At 70.9% G+C, this 21291-nt stretch carries 18 protein-coding genes; 8 read left to right on the top strand and 10 right to left on the bottom strand.

Translation table 11 applies throughout. The features are described from left to right. Positions 1–30 precede the first annotated feature (30 nt). On the bottom strand, positions 31–3318 hold the full coding sequence (locus ACTWQO_RS38505; RefSeq protein ID WP_443242026.1) for a S8 family serine peptidase: 3288 nt from the start codon (positions 3316–3318) through the stop codon (positions 31–33). Positions 3319–3565: 247 nt separating this feature from the next. After that, positions 3566–4096, bottom strand: coding sequence for a CGNR zinc finger domain-containing protein (locus ACTWQO_RS38500; RefSeq protein ID WP_443242025.1), 531 nt, complete (start codon positions 4094–4096; stop codon positions 3566–3568). A gap of 110 nt (positions 4097–4206) precedes the next feature. Here ACTWQO_RS38500 and ACTWQO_RS38495 point away from each other — a divergent pair, with 110 nt between their 5' ends. The 3 genes from ACTWQO_RS38495 (at position 4207) to ACTWQO_RS38485 (ending at position 7718) form a co-directional block, all read left to right on the top strand. Beyond that, positions 4207–4650 carry a VOC family protein gene (locus ACTWQO_RS38495; protein ID WP_443242024.1) on the top strand — a complete coding sequence of 148 codons (444 nt, stop codon included), beginning with the start codon at positions 4207–4209 and terminating at the stop codon, positions 4648–4650. Between the two features lie 2 nt (positions 4651–4652). Then, entirely contained in the window at positions 4653–5540 is an 888-nt protein-coding gene (locus ACTWQO_RS38490; protein WP_443242023.1) for a pyridoxamine 5'-phosphate oxidase family protein, read from the top strand. A gap of 387 nt (positions 5541–5927) precedes the next feature. Further along, complete coding sequence (locus ACTWQO_RS38485; protein ID WP_443242022.1) at positions 5928–7718, top strand: TIGR03767 family metallophosphoesterase; 1791 nt, start codon at positions 5928–5930, stop codon at positions 7716–7718. On the opposite strand, the gene ACTWQO_RS38480 is transcribed toward ACTWQO_RS38485, so the two are convergent. Beyond that, complete coding sequence (locus ACTWQO_RS38480) at positions 7715–8359, bottom strand: TetR/AcrR family transcriptional regulator (protein WP_443242021.1); 645 nt, start codon at positions 8357–8359, stop codon at positions 7715–7717. The two genes, ACTWQO_RS38485 and ACTWQO_RS38480, sit on opposite strands and share 4 nt — an antisense overlap. 94 nt (positions 8360–8453) lie before the next feature. Here ACTWQO_RS38480 and ACTWQO_RS38475 point away from each other — a divergent pair, with 94 nt between their 5' ends. The 3 genes from ACTWQO_RS38475 (at position 8454) to ACTWQO_RS38465 (ending at position 10874) form a co-directional block, all read left to right on the top strand. Beyond that, a complete protein-coding gene (locus tag ACTWQO_RS38475) occupies positions 8454–9194 on the top strand; it encodes an SDR family NAD(P)-dependent oxidoreductase (protein ID WP_443242020.1) in 741 nt (246 codons plus the stop codon). A gap of 21 nt (positions 9195–9215) precedes the next feature. Next, complete coding sequence (locus ACTWQO_RS38470; RefSeq protein ID WP_443242019.1) at positions 9216–9608, top strand: ester cyclase; 393 nt, start codon at positions 9216–9218, stop codon at positions 9606–9608. A 126-nt stretch (positions 9609–9734) separates the two neighbouring features. Further along, positions 9735–10874 carry a serine hydrolase domain-containing protein gene (locus ACTWQO_RS38465; protein ID WP_443242018.1) on the top strand — a complete coding sequence of 380 codons (1140 nt, stop codon included), beginning with the start codon at positions 9735–9737 and terminating at the stop codon, positions 10872–10874. Positions 10875–10876: 2 nt separating this feature from the next. On the opposite strand, the gene ACTWQO_RS38460 is transcribed toward ACTWQO_RS38465, so the two are convergent. Further along, positions 10877–11803, bottom strand: coding sequence for a serine hydrolase (locus ACTWQO_RS38460; protein WP_443242017.1), 927 nt, complete (start codon positions 11801–11803; stop codon positions 10877–10879). Beyond that, positions 11800–12705 (bottom strand): LysR family transcriptional regulator, encoded by a 906-nt coding sequence (locus ACTWQO_RS38455; RefSeq protein WP_443242016.1) that lies wholly within the window; start codon positions 12703–12705, stop codon positions 11800–11802. Before ACTWQO_RS38455 ends, ACTWQO_RS38460 begins: the two co-directional genes overlap by 4 nt. Before the next feature lie 144 nt (positions 12706–12849). On the opposite strand from ACTWQO_RS38455, the gene bla reads away from it, so the two are divergent. Next, entirely contained in the window at positions 12850–13791 is a 942-nt protein-coding gene (bla, locus tag ACTWQO_RS38450) for a class A beta-lactamase (RefSeq protein ID WP_443242015.1), read from the top strand. A gap of 103 nt (positions 13792–13894) precedes the next feature. Here the strand turns inward: bla and ACTWQO_RS38445 are convergent, their stop codons facing one another. Both ACTWQO_RS38445 and pepN read right to left on the bottom strand, forming a co-directional pair. Then, positions 13895–14932 carry a hypothetical protein gene (locus ACTWQO_RS38445; RefSeq protein ID WP_443242014.1) on the bottom strand — a complete coding sequence of 346 codons (1038 nt, stop codon included), beginning with the start codon at positions 14930–14932 and terminating at the stop codon, positions 13895–13897. A gap of 218 nt (positions 14933–15150) precedes the next feature. After that, positions 15151–17739 carry an aminopeptidase N gene (gene pepN / locus ACTWQO_RS38440; RefSeq protein ID WP_443242013.1) on the bottom strand — a complete coding sequence of 863 codons (2589 nt, stop codon included), beginning with the start codon at positions 17737–17739 and terminating at the stop codon, positions 15151–15153. Between the two features lie 148 nt (positions 17740–17887). On the opposite strand from pepN, the gene ACTWQO_RS38435 reads away from it, so the two are divergent. Next, on the top strand, positions 17888–18532 hold the full coding sequence (locus tag ACTWQO_RS38435; RefSeq protein ID WP_443242012.1) for a mycothiol-dependent nitroreductase Rv2466c family protein: 645 nt from the start codon (positions 17888–17890) through the stop codon (positions 18530–18532). Between the two features lie 33 nt (positions 18533–18565). Here the strand turns inward: ACTWQO_RS38435 and ACTWQO_RS38430 are convergent, their stop codons facing one another. From ACTWQO_RS38430 to ACTWQO_RS38420, 3 genes are read right to left on the bottom strand one after another with little or no spacing between them, the layout of a single operon-like run. After that, on the bottom strand, positions 18566–18760 hold the full coding sequence (locus tag ACTWQO_RS38430) for a hypothetical protein (RefSeq protein ID WP_443242011.1): 195 nt from the start codon (positions 18758–18760) through the stop codon (positions 18566–18568). Continuing rightward, positions 18760–20196, bottom strand: a complete 1437-nt coding sequence (locus ACTWQO_RS38425) for an FGGY family carbohydrate kinase (protein WP_443242010.1) — start codon at positions 20194–20196, stop codon at positions 18760–18762. The genes ACTWQO_RS38430 and ACTWQO_RS38425 overlap by 1 nt, the downstream gene beginning before the upstream one ends. 19 nt (positions 20197–20215) lie before the next feature. Further along, positions 20216–21250 carry a 2-hydroxyacid dehydrogenase gene (locus ACTWQO_RS38420; RefSeq protein WP_443242009.1) on the bottom strand — a complete coding sequence of 345 codons (1035 nt, stop codon included), beginning with the start codon at positions 21248–21250 and terminating at the stop codon, positions 20216–20218. Between the last annotated feature and the right edge of the window lie 41 nt (positions 21251–21291).

Here is a 21291-nt window from a genome sequence, read left to right as displayed (position 1 = left end):
AAGGCACCCCCGCCCCAGCAGCCGTAACAACTACGGCGTGACCTTCTCGATCTTCACGCTGCCCACGCCCGCGGCCGTGCCGCGCGCGTTGACCAGCTGGACCTGGCCGAAGAACTCACGGCCCTCCGGAGCGGCCGCGGCGGCGGTGACGCTCGCGGAGACGGTCGCCGAGTCGCCCGTACCGAGCTTCACCGGCGCGTTGTCGACGGTGACGCTGCCGAGGACGGTGGAGAAGAACACGTCCTGGTAGTCGTACGCCGTCGAACCGGACGGCACCGAGTAGCCGATGACCTGGACGGTGTACTTCCCGGCGGCCGGCTTCGGCACCGAGACGGCCTCCTCCGAGTCACCGTCGGCCGAGCTGCCGACCTCGTTGCCGTCGGCGTCGAGGACCACCAGGTCCAGGTCGGCCGCACCGTCGGAGACGTTGCCGATGGCGACGTCCAGCGACGTGGCGCCCTCGGGCACGTCGACCGTGCTGGTCTGGGTCACACCGTTCGCGATGGTCGGGCGGGCCGACTTCGACGAGCCGAGCGGGCCGCCGGCCAGCTTGCCGTCCAGGGCGGCGAACTTGTTGGTCGCCTTCCAGGACGCCTCGACCGGGGTACCGACCTTGGCCTCGGGCACGGTCACGACCTCGGGGTCGAAGGCCGCGCCATAGACGGCGACGTTCAGCTTGTACGGGTTGTCGAGCAGCGGCGACGTACGGCGCGACTCGACCTCGATCTCCCAGACGCCGGCCTGCGGGTCGGCGTACGAGCGCACGTCGGGGCGGCAGGGAGCGCTGTCCGGGTTGGTGTAGTTCGGGTAGCAGTTGATCGTCGACGTCGGGTCGACCGGAACGCCGTACGGGTGAATGGCGATGAACCGGGTCTGGCTCTTGCCCTTCAGCCCGCCGATCGCGACCTCCAGCGCCTTCGCGCCCTCGGGCACGGTCACGAAGTACGACTTCGTGCTGTTGCGCTGCACCGAACCCGACGCGGAGTAGGTGTACTTCAGCGGCGCCGAGACCACGACGGTGCTCATGGCCTGCTTGTCGATGCCCTCGGTGCGCGGGTCGTCGATCTCGAGGATCGCGCTCTTGATGCCCGCGCTCTTGGGCGTGGCCTGGACCTTGACGGTCACCGGCTGGTTCAGCGGCAGCTTGACGACGTCGGAGCCGACGATCCTGAAGGTGCTGCCCGCGTTGTTCTCGAAGGACAGCTCGTGCGTCAGCGGCCGGTTCGCGCCGGACGTACGGGTGATCGTGACGTCGTACGTCTTCTTCTGGCCCGCCTTCAGGCCGCCCTCACGGTCGTACAGGCCGGTGCCGAAGCCCGGCGTCTTCAGCGCGAAGTCGATCGCGGTGTCGACCGGGGCCTTGACGGTGTAGTCGTGGGCGGTGGCGCCGTCCTTGATGGCGTCCCAGGCGTCCACGATGTTGATCAGGCCGGTGCCCTCCTCGTACGCCTGCACACCCGGGATGTGGTCGGCGGTCGAGTTCAGGGCGGTGCGCAGCTTCGCCGGGGTGAGGGCGATGCCCTTCTGCATGGCGGCGCTCAGCAGCAGCGCGCTCGCGCCCGCCGCCTGCGGGGACGCCATCGAGGTGCCCTGGAGCATGCCGTAGCCGGCCGGCAGCGAGTAGCCCGCCTCGGCGACCGGGGCGCCCGGCAGCCAGGTCTGGATGGTGTTGATCGCGGCACCGGGCGCGGAGAGCGTCGGCGTGAAGCCGCCGTCCTCACGCGGGCCGCGGGAGGAGAACGGCATCATGGCGTACGACTTCTGCACCGCCGAGCCGTAGTTGGCGGCCCACGTCTTCTTGGAGATCGTCGCGCCGACCGAGATGACCTTGTCGGCCAGGGCCGGGTCGCCGATGGTGTTCGTGCCGGGGCCGGAGTTGCCCGCGGAGATCACGAGCTGCACGCCGTACTCGTCGATGAGGCGCGTGTACAGCTCGGCGCGCGCGTTGTTGCCGTCGTTGAGCGAGGGCAGGCCGCCGATCGACATGTTGACGATGTCGACGCCGCGCTTGGTGACGAGGTCGATCATGCCCTCGGTGAGCGCGACGTTGGTGCAACCGCCGGACCAGGTGCAGGCACGGGACGAGACGAGCTTCGCGCCGGGAGCGGCGCCGTCCATCCGGCCGCCGAACAGACCGTTGGCGGCGGTGATACCGGCGACGTGCGTGCCGTGCTCGGACTCGATGACACCGATATTGACGAAGTCGGCCTTCGCGCCGGCCTCGTTGTAGACGACGTCCTTGCGGATCTCGACCACGAACGGCTGGCGCTCGGCGACCTCGGTGGCCGGGTTGTCGGTGCCGAAGTACCCGATCTGGAAGCCGTCCTTGTACGGCTTCATCGGGGTGTCGTCACCGAAGTCGTAGTTGTTGTTCAGGTCGACCCGGACCGTGCCGGCCGCGGCGTCGTAGAGGACGCCCCACGTGTCGGTGGTGTCGCCGTCGCGGTTCGCGTCGCCCTTGGCGTCACCGCCCGTCGTCGCGGCCTCGCGGAACAGGTTGACCTGGTACGACCCGGCGGGCGCGGTCCAGGTCCGGCCGTCGAAGGTGAAGGTCGGGCCGGACACCGGGGTGTTCATCCGCCGCCAGGTGGCGTCGCCGTCCACGACCGGGTCGGTCGCGGTCACCCAGTCGACGATCTTCCGCTCGCCGGTGGTGGTCTTCCGCAGCGCGGGGTGGCCGAGGTCCACGCCCGAGTCCAGGATGCCGATGGTGATCCCGCGGCCGTCCGACTTCGGGTGCTCGTCCACGAAGTCGACGGCGCCCGTCTCGAAGGACGGGTTGTACGGGTTCTCGGCGGGGGTCTTCTTGCCGGGTGCCGGGTAAGTGCCCGTGGCCGCCGAGTTCTTCGCCGTGTGGGCGCTCGGCGTCGGGTCGTCGAGGGGTATCTCCTCGCGCAGGTCGATGCCGTGCACGGAGGACAGCTTCGTGGCGGCGGCGATGGCCGAGTCCGCCTTCGCGGTGGGGACGGTGGCACGGACGTAGCCGAGCTTGTCGTACGTACGGCCCACCAGGCCGCCCTTGACCGCGTCGAGCTGCTCGGCGACCTGCTCGGTCTTGCCGGGGGCCGTGGCCACCATCATCGTGACCGTCTTGGCGCCGTCGGCCTTCGCCTCGGCGAGCAGATCGGCGTCGTCCGAACCGAGCTTGTCGTGGGCGGACTTGACGGTGGGGTCGGCCGCGGGCGCGGCCTGTTCGGCGGACATGGCCATGGGTATCGGCCCGGCCGCGGAGAGCGCGGCGACGAGACCCGCGGCCACGGCTATGCGGGCCACATGTCTTGCACCCGATATCGGATCGCGCTGGGGGGTGAGGGTCATCGGCATCCCTTGTAGGTAAAGGAACGAGCGTGGCGCGACCGGGCCGGTCAACCTCGGTCACGTTGGTCCGGAATGCGACCCCGGACGACCGCACAGCTTTACGCAAGGGACGGATGTTTGGGGAGTGTTGACCGAAACGATATGCATGTATGGGGAAAACCCGCGATGGCCTTTACGGGTATACCTCGCGAACGAGGCCAAGTCGCCCACCCGTTCAGGCTGCCGCTCTTCAGGCTGCCGTCGCCTTTCAGGCTTCCTTCGATCGCGCGTAATGCCGGGACGCCTTCGCCCGGTTGCCGCAGGCCGCCATCGAGCACCAGCGCCGGGTGCCGTTCCGTGACGTGTCGAAGAAGTGCAGGATGCAGGCGCCGTGGGCGCAGCGCCGGATCCGGTCCGGCGCGGTGGCGAGCAGTTCCAGGTAGTTGCGCGCGGCGAGCCAGGCGGGCCCCCAGGAGCCATCGCGGAACTCGGCCAGCTCTCCGGGGCCTTCGGCGCTGAGCGTCGCCCGGATCCGCCCGTGCGCGAGCACGGCGTCGACGGCCGCGGCGCCTTCGGCGAGCGATCCGTCGACCACCGCGGCCAGCGCGTCGCGCGCCTGGAGGACGTGCCGGAGCGTCGCGGCATCGGCATCGGCGTCGAGCCGGTTCGCCGCGAGCCACACCGCGAGCCCGTCGGTGTCGGTCAGCAGGTCCTGCACGGCGCCCTCCCGCATCCACCGCGTGTTGAGCAGGTCGAGGGAGAGCGGTTCGCCGGTGAGCGGGCGGGGGTCGGCGGACATGAGGTGGCTCCCTTCTCTGCTAACCGCTCAAGAGTACGTGAGCGGTTGACGCACCCTGCTCTAACCCCTAATCTTCTTTTGAGAGGTTAGATCTGCTGAAGGGGACAGCCATGACTCTGCGCACCGGCCACCTCGGCCTGAACGTCACCGACCTCGACCGCTCGCTCGCCTTCTACCGGGACGTGCTGGGCTTCGGCCTGATCGCGGAGGGCAAGGAGGACGACCGGCGGTACGCGTTCCTGGGCACGGACGGACACCTCGTCCTCACCCTCTGGCAGCAGGCGCAGCAGCCGTACGACAGCGAGCGGGCGGGCCTGCATCACCTCGCCTTCGAGGCGGACTCGATCGAGCAGGTCAGGGAGTACGAGGCGGCCCTGCGGGCGTACGGCGTGGACTTCGCGTACGACGGTGTCGTGGCCCACGGTGAGGGCGCGGCCTCCGGCGGCATCTTCTTCCACGACCCCGACGGCACCCGCCTGGAGATCTCGGTGCCGAGCGGCGCGGAAGGCGCCCCGGCCCCGAATTCGTCGGCGCCGACCTGCGGTTTCTTCTAGTCATGGGCGTCTATCACGAGGGCTCGCGCGCCGTGCAGGACCGCGTCGGCGTACGTGACCTCGCCGACCATGTCGGCCAGTCCGTCGGCGAGGGCATCAAGCCGGCGGCCGCCGCCTTCCTCGAACTCCAGCCGCTGCTGATGCTCGGTGCGGCTGACCCGGCGACCGGCAGGGTATGGGCCTCGGCGCTCGCCGGAACCCCCGGCTTCGTCCGGGCCACGGGACCACGCCAGGTCTCGGTCACCGCCGGGCCCCACCCCGCCGACCCCCTCGCCCCCGCCCTCACCACCCCCGGCACCCCCATCGGGACCCTCGCCCTCGACCCCCGCACCCGCCGCCGCATGCGCCTGGACGGCCGGCTCCGCCCCACACCCCGGGGCTTCGCGATCGAGGCCGAGCGGGTGTTCGCCAACTGCCCCAAGTACCTGCAGAAGAGGGAGGCGTACGAGGTGGTCGAGGGCCGCAGGCCGGGCACTCCTTGGCGCGGCACCGAACTGACCGCCGACCAGGCCGAGTTCATCGAGTCGGCCGACACCTTCTTCCTCGCCACCGTCCACGAGAACGGAGCCGACGTCAGCCACCGGGGCGGCAACCCAGGCTTCGTGCAGGTCGATTCCCCCACCCGGCTGAGCTGGCGCGACTACCCCGGCAACTCCATGTTCCTCACCCTCGGCAACCTGGTGGCCGACCCGCGCGCCGGCCTGCTCTTCCTGAACTGGACGACGGGCGCGGCTCTCCAGCTCGCCGGCGAGGCACACACGGAGTTCACCACCGTCGGCACACGCACGGTCCGCTTCACGGTGACGGAGTCGGTCGAGACCCCGTCAGCGCTGCCACTGCGCTGGGCGGAGCCCGAATACTCGCCTGCCAATCCCGCGTCCGCGTATTGACGAGGTTGTGGATCCGCGGGCCGGTGGGGGCTGGTCGCGCCGTTCCCCGCGCCCCTTACGGGGCGCGGTTCGACAGCGCCCGAAGGGGCGCGGGGAACTGCGCGCCCAGCCACGACGGACCCGCAGTCGGTACACCGGAATTCCGCGGAGGTTTTGCTTTAGTACCCCGGAAGATGAACGCTGAGTGACCGCATCCCGGACGTTTGCGGAGCGGTCCCGTACGCGCAGGGTAGTCCAAGATCGACGTACGGTGATCGGCGCTGCGCGTTGTGGTCTTGTTTACGCGCAGGTCACCCCTACTGCCAACGATCCAGTAAGAGCGGGAAGTTCGCGAGAGCGACGGCCCGCGACCACTGTCGACGCGTTCGCACTCGGGGAGACACGCGCATGTCGCGGATACGCTCTGTCGCCAGCTCCGCGCTGGGGGTCCACCGTCGTACGCTGCTCGCCGCCACCGGGGCGGTGTCCCTGTCCGCCGGCGTCGGCTACGCCCTGCGGCCCACCGACAGCCAGGCCGCCACCGCCGCCGACGCGGGCACCGCCAACGCCGCCGAGGCCCCGGTCGTCCCCGCCCGCGAAGCCGCCACCGCACCCTTCGTGCCCTACACGCGCGGCACCACACTCGCCGGCGTCGCCGCCCCCCGCACCTCCTCCGGCTACCGGCGCCTCGGCGACGGCCCCGGCTGGCAGCGCGTCGTCCGCAGCGACCTGGCCGCCCCCAAGACGGGGCGTGAGGGTCGCCGTACCGCGCTCGCCGCGTTCGTGCAGCTCACCGATCTGCATCTGATCGACAGTCAGCACCCGCTGCGCCTGGAGTTCCTCCGCTCGACGGACGTGCACGCCTGGCGGCCGCAGGAGGCGCTGACCGTGCCGGGCGCCATCTCGCTGGTGGAGCGGGTCAACGCGCTGCGGGGAGCCCCCGTCACCGGCTCCCCGCTCCACTTCGCCATGACCACCGGCGACAACACGGACAACAACGCCAAGTCCGAGCTGGAGTGGTTCCTGACGATCATGAGCGGCGGCCGGGTCACCCCCAACACCGGGGATCCGCGCCGCTATGAGGGCGTCCAGAACAGCGGCCTCAAGCAGTACTGGCAGCCGGACTCGACCACCCGCGACGCCGACAAGCAGCTCGGCTTCCCGCAGATCGAGGGCTTCCTCGCCGCCGCGATCCGCGAGATGAACAGCCCCGGCCTCACCATCCCCTGGTACTCCACGGTCGGCAACCACGACGCCATGCCGCTCGGCACCTACGGCCACGGCGACTCCTACCTCGCCGAGTTCGCCGTCGGCGGCAAGAAGCTGATGAGCCTGTCGGCGTCCGAGGCGAAGAAGCTCCAGGACACGCTCAAGGGCGACACGGACCCCAAGGGCACATGGTTCCGCGACCTGCTGAAGGCGCACTCCCGCGATCTGCGCTCGGTCACCCCGGACGACAGCCGCGCCCCGTTCACCGCCGCCGAGTACGTCAAGGCCCATCTGGACCCGGCGTACAAGGGCGCGGGCCCGGTCGGGCACGGCTACTCCGCGGCGAACGTGGAGGCGGGCACCCAGTACTACAGCTTCCGCATCTCCGACGACGTCATCGGCATCAGCCTCGACACCACCGACGCGGGCGGCCACTACAACGGGTCCATCGGAGCGGCCCAGTTGATGTGGCTGGACCGGACGCTGAAGCAAGCACGCGGCAATGGCTCGTACGCCCTCGTCTTCAGCCACCACACCAGCGGCACGATGACGAACATGCGCCCCGACCCGGCCCGCCCGAACGACCGCCGGCACGGCGGCGAGGACGTCCTCGCCGTGCTCGGCCGCAACACCAACGTGCTCGCCTGGGTGAACGGCCACATCCACCGGAACGTCATCACCCCGCGCACCGGCTCCGGCGGCCACTCCTTCTGGGAGATCTCCACCGCCTCCCACGTGGACTTCCCCCAACTCGCCCGCATCATCGAGGTGGTGGACAACAAGGACGGCACCCTGTCGCTCTTCACCACCCTCATCGAGTCCGCCGCCCCGCACCGCACCGACTTCACCGACCTCTCCCAGACCGGCCTGGCCGCCCTCTACCGCGAACTCTCCTTCAACGCTCCCGGCGCCAGCACGAAGCTGGCTGGGGAGGCGGGGGACCGGAACACCGAGCTGGTGATGAAGAAGGGGTCAGCCACCGGGCGCTAAGCGGACGGCGTCGGCCTGGCCGCGTCCGGACCCGTGGCCGGTGGCCAGCTCCGCAGGGCCATGTCGGCCACGTGCTGGAGGTCGTCGCGAGGGGTGCCGCTGGCGGCCTGGACGGCGATGCCGTTCGCCACGGTCATGAGGTAGCGGGCGAGTAGGCCGGGATCGGTGCCGGCAGGCAGGTCTCCCTCGTCGACGGCTTGCTGGAAGCGGTCGCGCAGGAGGGAGGTGTGCTCGTTGCGCCAGGCGATGAGGTCGTCGCGGGCGTTGCGTCCCGGATCGCCGGCGGCGAGAGACCCTTGGACGCCGAGGCACCCGGTGGGACAGCCGGGGCGGGTGGTGGCCCGCACGGAGCCATTGAGGAACGCGGTGGCCACCTGGCGGGCGGTCGGCTCTTGCATGGCCCGCACTCCGTACGAGGCGGGGCCCTCGGTGTAGCGCTCCAGGGCCTTGCGGAACAGGTCCTCCTTGTTGCCGAAGGCCGCGTACATGCTGGTGCGGGTGATGCCCATGGCGCTGGTCAGGTCGGTGAGGCTGGCGCCTTCGTAGCCCTGTTCCCAGAAGACCCGCATGGCCTGTTCGAGGGCCGCGTCGGTGTCGAAGCCTCTCGGCCGGCCGATCGGTGCCTTCTGTCGTGCCTCCATGCACCGATCCTACCTCTTCTGTACTGGTCGGTGCGGAAGGTGTTACTGTCTCGTTCAGTACTGATCGGTACCGAAATTTGTGGAGGTCATATTCATGGGGCAGCTTGAGGGCAAGACCGCGGTCGTCACCGGCGGCAGCACCGGGATCGGACTGGCGACGGCGAAGCGGTTCGCAGCCGAGGGCGCGCACGTGTTCATCACCGGCCGGCGCGAAACCGAGCTGGAGAAGGCCGTCGCCGCCATCGGCAACGCCACCGCGGTGTCCGGTGACGTCAGCGTCGCGGCCGACGTGGACCGCCTGTACCAGCGCGTGCGGGAGCGTGGGCAGGGCCTGGACGTGCTGTTCGCCAACGCGGCCATCAACCACCTCGCGACGTTGGACGAGCTCACCGAGGACATCCATGACGCGGTCTTCGACATCAACGTCAAGGGCACCTTCCTCACGGTGCAGAAGGCCCTCCCGCTGCTCAACGACGGCGCCTCGGTGATCCTCACCGCCTCCACCGCCGCCGAGGGGGGCGCGGCGGGCATGAGCGCCTACGGAGCATCGAAGGCGGCCGTGCGGGCTTACGCCCGCGCCTGGGCCGACGAACTCGGCAGCCGGGGGGTCAGGGTCAACACGATCTCGCCGGGCCCGGTGAACACCCCGATGTGGGACGCGGCTTTCGGCGATCGCGCCGGGGAGATGCTGAAGGCGGCCGCGGCCGGCCTGCCCCCGAAGCGGGTCGCCGACCCGGACGAGATCGCCGCCGCCGTGACCTTCCTCGCCTCCTCGGACAGCAGCTTCGTCTACGGCGCCAATCTCTATGTCGACGGCGGCATGAACCAGATCTGACCGAGGGACTGAGAGGCCATCATGTCCGACGCAGAACTGCGCGACTTCTTCCAGCGCTACATCGACGCGCTCAACGCTCATGAGTTTCACCGCATGACCGAGTTCGTCCACGACGAGGTCATCATGAACGGCTCCCCGGTCAAGCGGGACGACGTCATCGCGGCCCAGAAGGGCCTTGTCGACGCGGTCCCGGACTTCACCTGGCGGGTCAAGGACCTCGCCGTCGACGGTGATCGAGTGGCGGCCCGTCTGTTCAACAAGGGCACGCCCGCGAAGGAGTGGTTCGGCACGGCCCCCACCGGCGCCACGGTCGAGTACGCCGAGTACGCCTTCCACAAGGTCCGTGACGGGCGCTTCTACGAGATGAACTATCTGATCGACGCCCAGGCAGTGCAGCGGCAGCTGGCCGCCTGACCTTTCGACGCCTGACGAAAAGGGCTGAAAGCCGCTCAACCGGCCGACAGCGCGGCAACCCTCCCCCGAGTCGCCGGGTCCTTCCCCGCGACCGAGCGCGAACGCATGCGACAAGTGGGGGAAGACATGACCGTACGGATGACTCTGGCGGCGGCGACGGCTGTCGCGCTGTCGGCCGTGGCACTCGCGGGACCCGCCGTGGCCGCCGACAAGGGCAGCGACCACGACGCCACCCGCAAGGCGATCGAGGCCGCCGTCGACGCCGGTGTCCCCGGCGTCACGGCGACCGCGAAGGACGGCCGCGACAGCTGGTCCACGACGGCCGGCGTCGGCAACATCAAGACGGACCAGCCGCGTTCGGAGCACGACCGCTACCGCGTCGGCAGCATCACCAAGACCTTCGTGGCCACGGTGCTGCTCCAGCTGGAGGCCGAGGGCAGGCTGTCCCTGGACGACACGGTGGAGCAGTGGCTGCCGGGCGTGGTCGAGGGAAACGGCCACGACGGCGCGCGGATCACCCTCCGGCAGCTCCTCAACCACACCAGCGGCATCTTCAACTACACCTCGGACGACGCCTTCGTCCGCAGGTACTTCCTCGCGGACGGCTTCTTCAAGCACCGCTTCGACACCCTGACGCCCCGGCAACTGGTGTCGATCGCGACGCGGCACAAGCCGGAGTTCGCGCCCGGCACCTCCTACAGCTACTCGAACACCAACTACATCGTCGCGGGCATGGTGATCGAGAAGGCCACGGGACACCCGTACGGCGACGAGGTGCGCCGGCGCATCGTCGAGCCCCTGCGTCTCACCGCCACCTCCGTCCCCGGCATCCGGGCCACGGTCCCGCAGCCCAGCAGCCGCGCCTACTCCAAGCTGGCCGAGGACACGACGGGACCGACGTACGACGTCACGGTGATGAACCCCTCCGGAGCCGGAGCCGCGGGCGGCATGATCTCCAACTCGGCGGATCTGAACCGCTTCTACCGCGCCCTGATGCAGGGCAGGCTGCTCCCGGCCGAGCAGCTGAAGGAGATGAAGACCACGGTGACGGACCCCGACACGAACGACATCCGCTACGGCCTCGGCCTCATGGACGTCAAGCTCAGCTGCGGCGTCCACGTCTGGGGCCACGAAGGCGGCATCCACGGCTCCTCCTCGGTGGCGGTGACGACCGCCGACGGCCGCCACTCCCTCGCCTTCAACTTCAACGGGGACTGGACCGGGGACGCCGCCGCGGTGCTGGAGGGGGAGTACTGCGGCAAGTGAATCTAGATCCACCTCGCACGGAGTTCGTCGCGCAGGCGCCGGGCGACCTGGCCCATGAGGGCGTCGGCGCCCGGCTGCCGGCCGGCGGCCACGTGTGACTCGGTCAGGGCGGCTATCGCGTAGGTCCGGCCGTCGGCGTGCTCGACGACGCCGACCTCGTGGCGCAGGTTGAGCAGCGTGCCGGTCTTGGAGGACCAGGTGGAGGCGTCGGACTCGAAGTCGGGGGCGAGGCGGTTGCGCAGCAGGTTGTTGGCCAGGAAGCCGCGCACCTGTGCCGCGACCTCGGGGTGTATCGCCGGGCGCTCGGCGTCCTCGGTCCACAGGGCCTGGAGGAGGTCGACGAAGGCCCGTGCCGTTCCGGTGTTCGCACGCGAGATGTCGAGTTGCGGCACCCGGTGGCCGCGCCCCGGCGTGCCGGCGTCGATCGCGAGGGCATGCGCGAGGTGGACGTCCGCCGGGTCGAAGCGCTCCACCGGGGTGTCCATCAGCTCGCCCATGGTGTGCCGGACGGCGATGCCGCGCAGCCCGAACTCGTGCAGGACCGCCCCGACTCGGGTGGGCGGCGTGAGGGCGAAGAGGGCGTCGGCGGCGTTGCTGTCGCTGATGCAGGTGCTGAGGTAGAGCAGGTCCTCCACGGCGATGTGGGCGGCGTGCCGGAACCGGCTCAGGCCGGTCGGACCGGGGGTGGTGATCCGCCCGGGTTCCACCTCGATCACCTTGGCGCCGTCGAGTTCGCCGCGCCGGATGCGTTCCAGCGTCGCCAGGGCCAGCGGGATCTTCACGAGGGACGCGGCCGGCAACTCGGTGTCGGGGTCGATCCCGATCTCCTCGCCCGTCTCCAGGTCCCGGACGAGGAAGGAGCCGTACAGCCCGCCGTCGTGCAGGGCCCGGCGCAGTTCCCCGAGCAGTCGCTCGGTACTGGTGGTCATACGGCCGCCTCCGCGCTCTCCGTGGCGCCGAGGCACCGGGCGATGCCGGGCGCGCAGGCCTGGCGTATGCGCCCGGCATCGACGTCCGCCTCGTCCGCCACGGCCAGCGAGAACCCGCGGGCGAAGCCGGGGCCCAGCTCGCCGACGGGCCGCCAGTGGAGGCGGAGTTCGCGGGCCTGCGGGGCCGAGCACAGCAGTGTGTCGCCGTGGCTGAGCACGTCCGCCGCGGCGACGGCCACGGCCGGTGCGACGGCCAGCTGGGCCGGGCGCAGCCCGACGGCGTCGCGCAGCCGGGTGAGCCGGTCCCGGACATGCGGCACATCGTCCTCCGGCTGGAGCCACACACGCCGGGGCCGCCGGTCGCGGTCGGCCCGGCCGGGGCGCAGGGTGTCCAGGTAGATCGGCCCGCCGCCGGGCTCGTCCGCGACCGCCAGCCCCAGCGGCACCGTCCAGGCCGCCTCGGCGGGGGCCACCGCGAGCAGCGCCGCGCGCACCTGCCGGGAGGTCACGAGGTCGGCCCGCTCGGCCGGACCGGCGGGAAACGGGTCGAGGAGGACGCCCTGCGCGTGCGCGTCGGCGATGAGCCGGGCCAGGGCGCCGGTCGGGCAGACGGTGGGCACGGCGAGCCGCAGCGGCCGGTGCCGGGCCGCCTCCGCCTCGTACTCGAACCGGTCGGCGAGCAGCACGAGTTGCCTCGCCGTCGGCAGCATGTCCCGGCCGAAGGGCGTCAGTGTCACCGCCCGCGAGGACCGGTCGAGCAGCCGCTCGCCCAGGCGTTGTTCCAGCGCGGCGACGCGGCGGCTCACCACGGACTGGGCCGTACGGGCCGCTGCGGCGCCCACCGTGAAGCTGCCGTGCTCGCTCACACTGACGAACGCCCGGCAGGCCGCAACAAGATCCACGCGCTCTACTATGCCAAAACAGCATGGAGTTGAACGTCCGCGTCTTGGACCTCGGCACCCCGCGGGCCGGAGAGTTGGTCGCGGCCCGGGGCTTCCCCGGGCCCGCACCGCCCACCTGTCCTTCGACGGCCTGGAGGTTCATCCATGACGTATCCGCTTCGCATCCGCCGAGGCGCCGCCTGGGCGGCGGCCGGACTGCTCGCCCTCGCCGCGCTCCCTGCGTGCGGTCAGGAAACCGCGTCCGGGACCGGCTCATCCGCCGGTGCGGCGAGATCCGCGACACCGGCGGCGGCCACGAAACCCACCGCTGCCGAATTCCGTTCCCTGGAGCGGGAGTTCGACGCACGGCTCGGCGTCTACGCCCTGGACACCGGCACGGGCCGCTCGGTCGGCCACCGCGCGGACGACCGGTTCGCGTACGCCTCCACGTTCAAGGCGCTGGCGGCGGGCGCCATCCTGCGTAAGTACGGCACGGACGGCATCGACAAGGTGGTCAAGTACTCCCGCGACGACCTGGTCGAGAACTCGCCCGTGTCCGAGAACTTCGTCGACACCGGCATGACCCTGCGGGGGCTGTGCGCCGCGACCCTCTGGTACAGCGACAACACGGCGGTCAACCTGCTCCTCGACGAACTCGGCGGCCCCGACGGCCTGGAGAAGGTGCTGGAGGAGTTCGGCGACGACGTCACCGAGATGGACCGCTACGAGACGGAGATGAGCGAGGGCACTCCGGGCGACATCCGCGACACGAGCACACCCCGCGCGATGGCCGGAAGCCTGCGCGCCTTCCTCCTCGGCGACGCCCTGAAAAGCGACGAACGCCGGCTCCTCAGGCAGTGGATGACCACGAACATGACCGGCCGCACCCTCATCCGGGCCGGCGTCCCCGCCCCCTGGGACGTCGCCGACAAGAGCGGCACCGCCGGATACGGCGGCCGCAACGACATCGCCGTGGTCTGGCCGGACGACGGCGGCAACCCCATCGTCATGACGGTCCTGTCCACCCGCGGCAAGAAGGACGCCGCGCGGGACGACGCGCTCATCGCCAAGGCGGCGACCGTGGCGGTCGAGGGCCTCGGCCGTTAGGGAGGGCTCGCGCGCTCTGCTTGCCGCCGACACGAGGAGGGGCCGCCGGTGCAAGCACGGGCGGCCCCTCCTCTCCCCTCCTGATGCCGGTCCCGGTCCCTCGTTACCGGGGCAGCACCACGACATACGCGGCCGGATCGCGGTCCGCCGACGCCATGAGGGCCGTACGGACGACTGTGGCCTGCTGTTCCATCGAGTCCCGGAGCTTCTTCGGCGTGATGTGGACGACGGTGATGCCGAGGCGCTCCAAGTGCTCGCGCTTGCGGGCGTATTCGGACCACAGGGCGTCCTCGTCCTGGCGGGGAGCCCGGGTGTCCAGTTCCACGGCGACCGCCTGCTCGGGCCAGTACGCGTCCAGGCCGCCGAGGTGAGGGCCACCGGGTAGCCGTAGGTCGACGTTCCACACCGGGTCGGGCAGGCCGAACTCGCGGACCATGCGGTACAGCCGGTCCTCCGCGATCGCGCGGCCCTCGGCCAGCAGCGAGTCCACCGCGTCGACGACATGCGGGCGGCTGAGCAGCTTGGCGTTGTTCAACTCCCGGACGACGGAGGCCGGTTCGCAGTGACCGCCGCGCACGGCTTCGGTGAGGAGGCGGCGTACGGCGCCGGCGTCCGCGAGGCCGGAGACCGCGTCGGCGAGGGCGCGCGGCACGGGGGCCACGGGCACGCCGGTGACCTGTTGCGGGGTGGGCAGGGCCGCCGTACGGACGATCCGGGCCGGGCCGGTGGAGCGCAGCCGGCGCAGCCGGGGGACCAGGACGTCGAGCTTCTCCAGGGACAGCAGCGGGGGAGCGGAGGCGAAACCGTGCAGGGTCAGCGCCGCGAGACCCGTGATCATGGCCTCCGCGTACACGGGTCGGTGCGGGTCGTCCGCGCCGGGTTGCGCGGGCACGCCGGGGGACGACTCGCGTGCCGCGTACATCAGGACCGCGTGCAGCCGCTCCTCGCCGGTCGGCGGGCCCGGGTGGAGCAGGAAGACGCCCGGCAGGATCTGCTGCCAGGGGCCGCCGGGCCGGCACTGGTCGTTGGCGTCGGCCGCGGACACGCCGTGCGAGCGGAGCTGGGCCGCGGTCATGACGCGGCGGTGCACCTCGGAGAGGTGGCGGAGGGGGCGGGGGGAGAGCGGGGTGTTGTGGTTCATGACCCGGAGGTTCCCGCGTCCGATCCGCCCCTTAACCGTTGTTACACGCCCGTCGACAAAAGCGGACAACCTGGCACTAAAGGACGGGTGTTCGGATGCCGAGTAGGCACAGAAAACCCCTGGTCCGTTCGGGTTGGACCAGGGGTTACGGCTGCTATTGCCTGAATTCCGTAACGGTCACGGAGGCCGTGATCGTTGGCCAAGGGTCATCCGGAGCTTTACGCGCCCTCGGCCGCCGCATCGCACGCCTGCCCCCGCAGCCCCCGCGCCAGATCGTCCCGCGCCTCCAGCACCAGCCGCCGCAGGGCCGGAGCCGCCGTCTCGTGCGCCGACAGCCAGACATCCGTGGCCGCCAGGGTCTCTTCGGAGTCCTGCAACCCCGGGAACAGCCCCCGCACCACGTCCATCCCGATCTGGATCGACCGAGCGGACCACACCCGCTCGATGGCCGCGAAGTACTTCTCGGCGTACGGCGCGGTCAGCTCCCGCTGCGACGGCTGCCCGAACCCCGCGATCGTCGCCTCGACCAGCGCGTTGGACAGCGCGTCGGACTCGACGACCTGCGCCCACGCCTGCGCCTTGACCGCGGCCGAGGGGCGGGCGGCGAGGCAGCGGACCTGGTGGCGCTTGCCGGACGCGGTGTCGTCGCGGGCCAGTTCGGCGGCGAGCATCGACTCGTCGGCGACCCCGTGCGCGGCGAGGGGTTCCAGGAACGCCCAGCGCAGCTCCTGGTCCACCGCCAGGCCCTCGATCGTCTCCGTGCCCTCCAGCAGCCCCTTCAGCAGCTTCAGATCGCCCTCGCCCGCCGCCACCGTCGCGAAGAACCGCGCCCACGCCAGCTGGTGCTCACTGCCCGGCTCGGCACCCCGCAGCTCACGCAACGCACCCTCGGCCAGCAGCCGTTCGCCCACGGGCCGCCACCCGGGCGCCACGTAGTGCACCAGCGCCGAGTTCGCCCAGGCGTGCAGCATCTGGAGCACCCCGATGTCCGACTCGCGTCCCGCGAACCGCAGCACGAGACCGATGAAGTCCCGCGCCGGCAGCAGCGCGTCCCGGGTGAGGTTCCACAGCGCCGACCAGCACAGGGCCCGCGCCAGCGGATCGGTCATCCCGCCGAGACCGTCCTTCAGCGTGGCCAGCGAGGTGTCGTCGAAGCGGATCTTGCAGTACGTCAGGTCGTCGTCGTTGACCAGGACCAGCTCCGGCGCCTGAGCACCCGCCAGCTCCGCCACGACCGTACGCGGCCCGTCGACGTCCACCTCGGCGCGCGCGTACCGCTCCAGCGCCCCGCCTTCGGAACGCCGGTACAGTCCCACCGCCACCCGGTGCGGCCGCAACTCCGGATGCGACTCGGCGGCCTCCTGCAGCACCGCCAGCTCGTCGACCCGGCCCTCGGCATCCAGCAGCACCTGCGGAGTCAGCGAGTTCACGCCGGCCGTCTGCAGCCAGGACCGCGCCCACGTCCCCATGTCGCGCCCGCTGGTCTCCTCCAGCACCGACAGCAGATCACCGAGGCGTGTGTTGCCGTACGCGTTGCGCTTGAAGTAGCGCCGCGCACCCTCCAGGAACGCGTCCTGGCCGACGTAGGCGACGAGTTGCTTCAGGACCGAAGCCCCCTTGGCGTACGTGATGCCGTCGAAGTTCAGCTTCGCGTCCTGGAGATCACGGATGTCCGCCGTGACGGGGTGCGTGGAGGGGAGCTGGTCCGCGCGGTACGCCCACGCCTTGCGGCGGTTGGCGAAGGTGATCCAGCCGTCCTGGAAGCGGGTCGCGCCGACCAGGGAGAACGCGCCCATGAAGTCGGCGAAGGACTCCTTCAGCCACAGGTCGTCCCACCACTCCATGGTGACCAGGTCGCCGAACCACATGTGGGCCATCTCGTGCAGCACGACGTTCGCGCGGCCCTCGTACGACGCCCGTGTCACCTTGCCCCGGAAGATGAACTCCTCGCGGAAGGTGACCAGTCCCGGGTTCTCCATCGCGCCGAGGTTGTACTCGGGCACGAACGCCTGGTCGTACTTCCCGAAGGGGTACGGGTAGTCGAAGTGGTCGTGGAAGAAGTCCAGGCCCTGCTTGGTCACCAGGAACACGTCGTCGGCGTCGAAGTAGGGGGCGAGTCCCTTGCGGCACAGGGCGCCGAGGGGGATCTCCAGCGTCGTACCGTCGGTGAAAGTACGGGAGTACGAGTCGGTGACGTAGTGGTACGGGCCCGCCACCACACACGTGATGTACGTCGAGATCGGCTTCGTCTCCGCGAACTGCCAGATCCCGTCCACGAGTTCACCGGCGCCGTTGCTCCACACCGTCCACTCCTGAGGCGCCCGCACCTCGAAGCGGTACGGCGCCTTGAGGTCCGGCTGCTCGAAATTGGCGAAAACGCGGCGGGAGTCGGCGGGCTCGTACTGCGTGTAGAGGTAGACCTCGCCGTCCTCGGGGTCGACGAAGCGGTGCAGGCCTTCGCCGGTGCGGGAGTAGGCGCACTGGGCGTCGACGACGAGTTCGTTGTCGGCGGCGAGGTCCTCCAGGGTGATCCGCACCCCGTCGAAGACCTCGCTCGGGTCGAGGTCCTTGCCGTTGAGGGAGACGGCCGTCACGCTCGGCGCGATCAGGTCGGCGAAGCTGGTGGCGCCGGGCTCGGCGCAGCGGAAGCGGATCGTGGTGACCGAACGGAAGGTGCGCGGCGCCCCGTCCTCGCCGTCCCCGCCACCGATGGCGGAGCGCACGTCGAGGGACACGTCGTACCCGTCGACGGACAGCAGGGCGGCCCGCTCCCGGGCCTCGTCGCGGGACAGATTCTCACCGGGCACGGGCAGCACTCCCTCGGGGGTGTGTTCAGTATGCGGACAGCACTGATCCTGCCATGTGGCCCTGACCGGCGGCATCAGGGAATGGCCGGGCGAGCAGGGACGTTCCCCAGACGTTCCGCGGAGACCTGCCCGCCTCATGAGGAGAGACATGTCGGACAAGACCCCCGTCGACTTCTGGTTCGACCCGCTGTGCCCCTGGGCCTGGATGACCTCTCGCTGGGTGCTGGAGGTGGAGAAGGTCCGGGACATCGAGGTCCGCTGGCACATCATGAGCCTGGCCGTGCTGAACGAGCCGAAGATCGACGAGCTGCCCGAGGAGTACCGGGAGATGCTCGCCACCACCGCCTGGCAGCCGATCCGCGTGGTCACGGCGGCCTGGCAGAAGCACGGCTCCGAGGTTCTCGGCCCCCTCTACACCGCGCTCGGCACACGCATCCACAACCAGGGCGAGGGCCCGACCCGCGAGGCCGTCGTCGGCGCCCTGGCCGACACCGGCCTGCCCGCCGACCTGATCGACTACTTCGACCAGAAGGACTTCGAGTTCGACGCCGAGCTGCGCGCCTCCCACAAGGAGGGCATCGACAAGGTCGGCCAGGACGTCGGCACCCCCGTCATCGCCGTGCCCGGCGCCGACGGCAAGCAGCTCGCCTTCTTCGGCCCCGTCGTCACCCCCGCCCCCAAGGGCGAGGAGGCCGCCCGCCTCTGGGACGGCACCCTCGCCGTGGCCTCGGTCCCCGGCTTCTACGAGATCAAGCGCACGCGGACGAAGGGGCCGGACTTCAGCAACCTGTAGGCATCACGACCGGTAGGGATCACCCGGTCGGGATCACTCGGGGAAGTTGCCCCCGTCGTCCCACTTGAGTTTCCGCTGGAACCGTCTACAGCCCTCGCGGGCGCACCGGGCGTAGGCCTCCGGCGGAAACTCCTTCTTCTGCTGCCGGACGATCTCCTTCTCCGCGTCATTCAGCTCGCGGAACTCCTGGAGCGGGCCGCCACCGCAGTTCGGGCACCGCCTGAACATCAGGCGGTCCGCCCGGCTGCGGCCCGTGCCTGTGCCAGCCGGGCCAGGTGGTCCCGATACCCCTGCGCGTAACACGCGGCCCGCCCCGCATCCGGCTCGACGACCTCCGTCGGCTCCGTCCACACGCCTTCGTCCAGCGTGACCCCGTACCGCTCGGCCGCCGCCAGCACCGCGCCCCGCGCGCCCACCTCGCCCTCGACCACCCGCAACGACCGGCCCAGCACATCGGCGAGCAGCCGCATCCAGGCATGGCTGCGGGTCCCGCCCCCGCACACCGCGAGCGACCCCGTCAGACCCGCCGCCTCCAGACAGTGCCGGGCGGCATAGCCGATGCCCTCGCAGGTCGCCCGGACCAGGTCGCCACGGGTCGACTCCAGGCTGACGCCGCTGAGTTCGGCGCGCAGCCCGGGCTCGACGAAGGGCGCGCGCTCGCCCGAGGGAGCGAAGTACGGCAGGACGCGGACGCCGTGCGCGCCGGGCGGGGTGTCGGTCAGCAGAGCGTCCACCTCCTCATGGGCGACGCCCGTCGTCGACAGCACCCAGTCCAGCGCCGCCGTCCCGACCATCGCCGGCATCGCACGCAGCCAGTGGCCGGGCCGGTCGGTGGAGATGTACAGGCCGGCCGGCTCGCCCGTCAGGTCCAGGTCGGTCGTCGCGACGAGGGCGGCGAGGCATGTGCCCACGATCAGCAGGCCGTCGCCCGGGGAGGTGACGCCGGCGCCGAGCGCGCTGGCGGGGAGGTCGTACGGGCCGTTCGCGAGCGGAGTCCCGGACGGCAGCCCTTCGCCGCGCGCCTCGGACGTGGCCAGTGGGTCGCTGATGGGGGCGAGCAGGCCCCGGCGGTGGGTGAGGCCGAGCAGTTCCACGACCCGGTTGTCGTACGACCGCGACCTCGGGTCCAGGAACGGCATCGACGCGTCCGACACGTCTGTTGTGGCCCGTGCCGATCCCGTCAGCCGCTGGAACACCATGTCCTTGCAGTACACGGCGGCCTTCGCGGCGTCGAGCGACTTCGGCTCGTGGGCGTCCAGCCAGGCAAGGAGCGGGCCCGGACAGCCGGGGAACATCGCGTTGCCGGTACGCCGGAACACCGTCTCGAAGGTGCCGTCCGCCTGCCACCGGTCGAGCAGTTCATGCGCGCGGCCGTCCATCCAGGAGGCGGCGGGGCGGATCGGACGTCCTGAGTCGTCGACCAGCCATACGCCGTCGCCCTGGCCGGTGAGGCCGGCCAGTTCGATCTGGTGCTCCGGAAGGCGGGCGGTCAGTGCGTCGAGTACGGTGACGACCGCCCCGTACACCTCCTCCATGTCCTGCTCGACGAACCCGCCGTGCAGGGACAGCCGCACCGGCCGTGCCTCGACGGCGAGTTCACGGCCGCTGTGGTCGAAGGCCGCTGCCTTGACCATGGACGTGCCCACATCGATCCCGATGTACATAGAGCCCTACCTCCAGTCCTCACCCCAAGCAGTGCGCCAGCGGCTCCCCGCGCACCCACCGTCCGACCTCCCCGGCCGCGATCGCCGCCGCCTTCTCGGCCGTCGCCCGGCTCGCTCCGCCCAAGTGCGGCGTCAGTACGACGCGTTCGGCGAGGTTCAGCAGCCGTGAGCCGGCGGGGAGCGGCTCCCGCTCGTACGTGTCCAGCGCCGTCGCCGACAGCCGTCCGCTCTCCAGCGCGTCGCAGAGGGCGTCCTCGTCCAGGAGGGGGCCGCGGGCCGCGTTCACGACTACTGCGCCGGGCGGGAGGAGAGCCAGTTCGCGGGCGCCGATCAGGCCGCGGGTCTCGGGGGTGAGGCGGGCGTGGAGGGTGATCACCTGGGAGCGGGTGAGCAACTCGTCCAGGGACGACAGCCGCAGTCCGTGGATCTCGCCGTGGACGTAGGGGTCGTAGACCATGACCCTGGCGCCGAAGGCGCAGAGGACGCGGGCCACCCTGCTGCCGACCGCCCCGTAGCCGACGAGCCCGACGGGCAGGTCCTCCAGCTCCAGGCCGCTGTGCTCGTACGTGTAGTAGGTCGCCCCCCGCCAACTCCCTTGCCGGGCAAGGAGGTCATGGGCCTGCGGGATACGGCGCAGGGCCGCCAGCATCAGGCCGACGGTGAACTCGGCGGTGGCGGCGGCGTTGCGGCCGGGTGAGAAACACACCCGGACGTCACGGGACTTGGCCGCGTCCAGGTTGACGTTCACCGGGCCGCCTCGGCAGACGACGACCAGGCGGAGGGAGGGGGAGGCGTCGAGGACGCGCTCGGTGACCGGGGCCATCTGCGTGACCAGCACCTCACGGTCGTCCGACAGTGCCTCGATCAGTACGTCCTCGGCGTCGCTCGCCTCCGTGACCTCGGCGACCGGGCCGAAGGGTTCGAGGGGCCAGCCGAGGGTCAAAACCCGTACGTCACAAGGGTGGTCGCGAAGTTCCTGGCGCACCGCCGAGGCGATCAGCGACGGCAGTACGAAGTGATCCCCGGCGGCGACGACCCGTAGCGTCCCGTTCATCGCAGTGCGTCTCCCGTCGGCGTCGTAGACATGACGTTGCG

The sequence above is a fragment of the Streptomyces sp. 4N124 genome (genome assembly GCF_052245395.1).
Lineage (GTDB): Bacteria > Actinomycetota > Actinomycetes > Streptomycetales > Streptomycetaceae > Streptomyces.
Note: the sequence above shows the minus strand (reverse complement) of the source record. Positions and strands in the feature narration are given on the sequence as shown.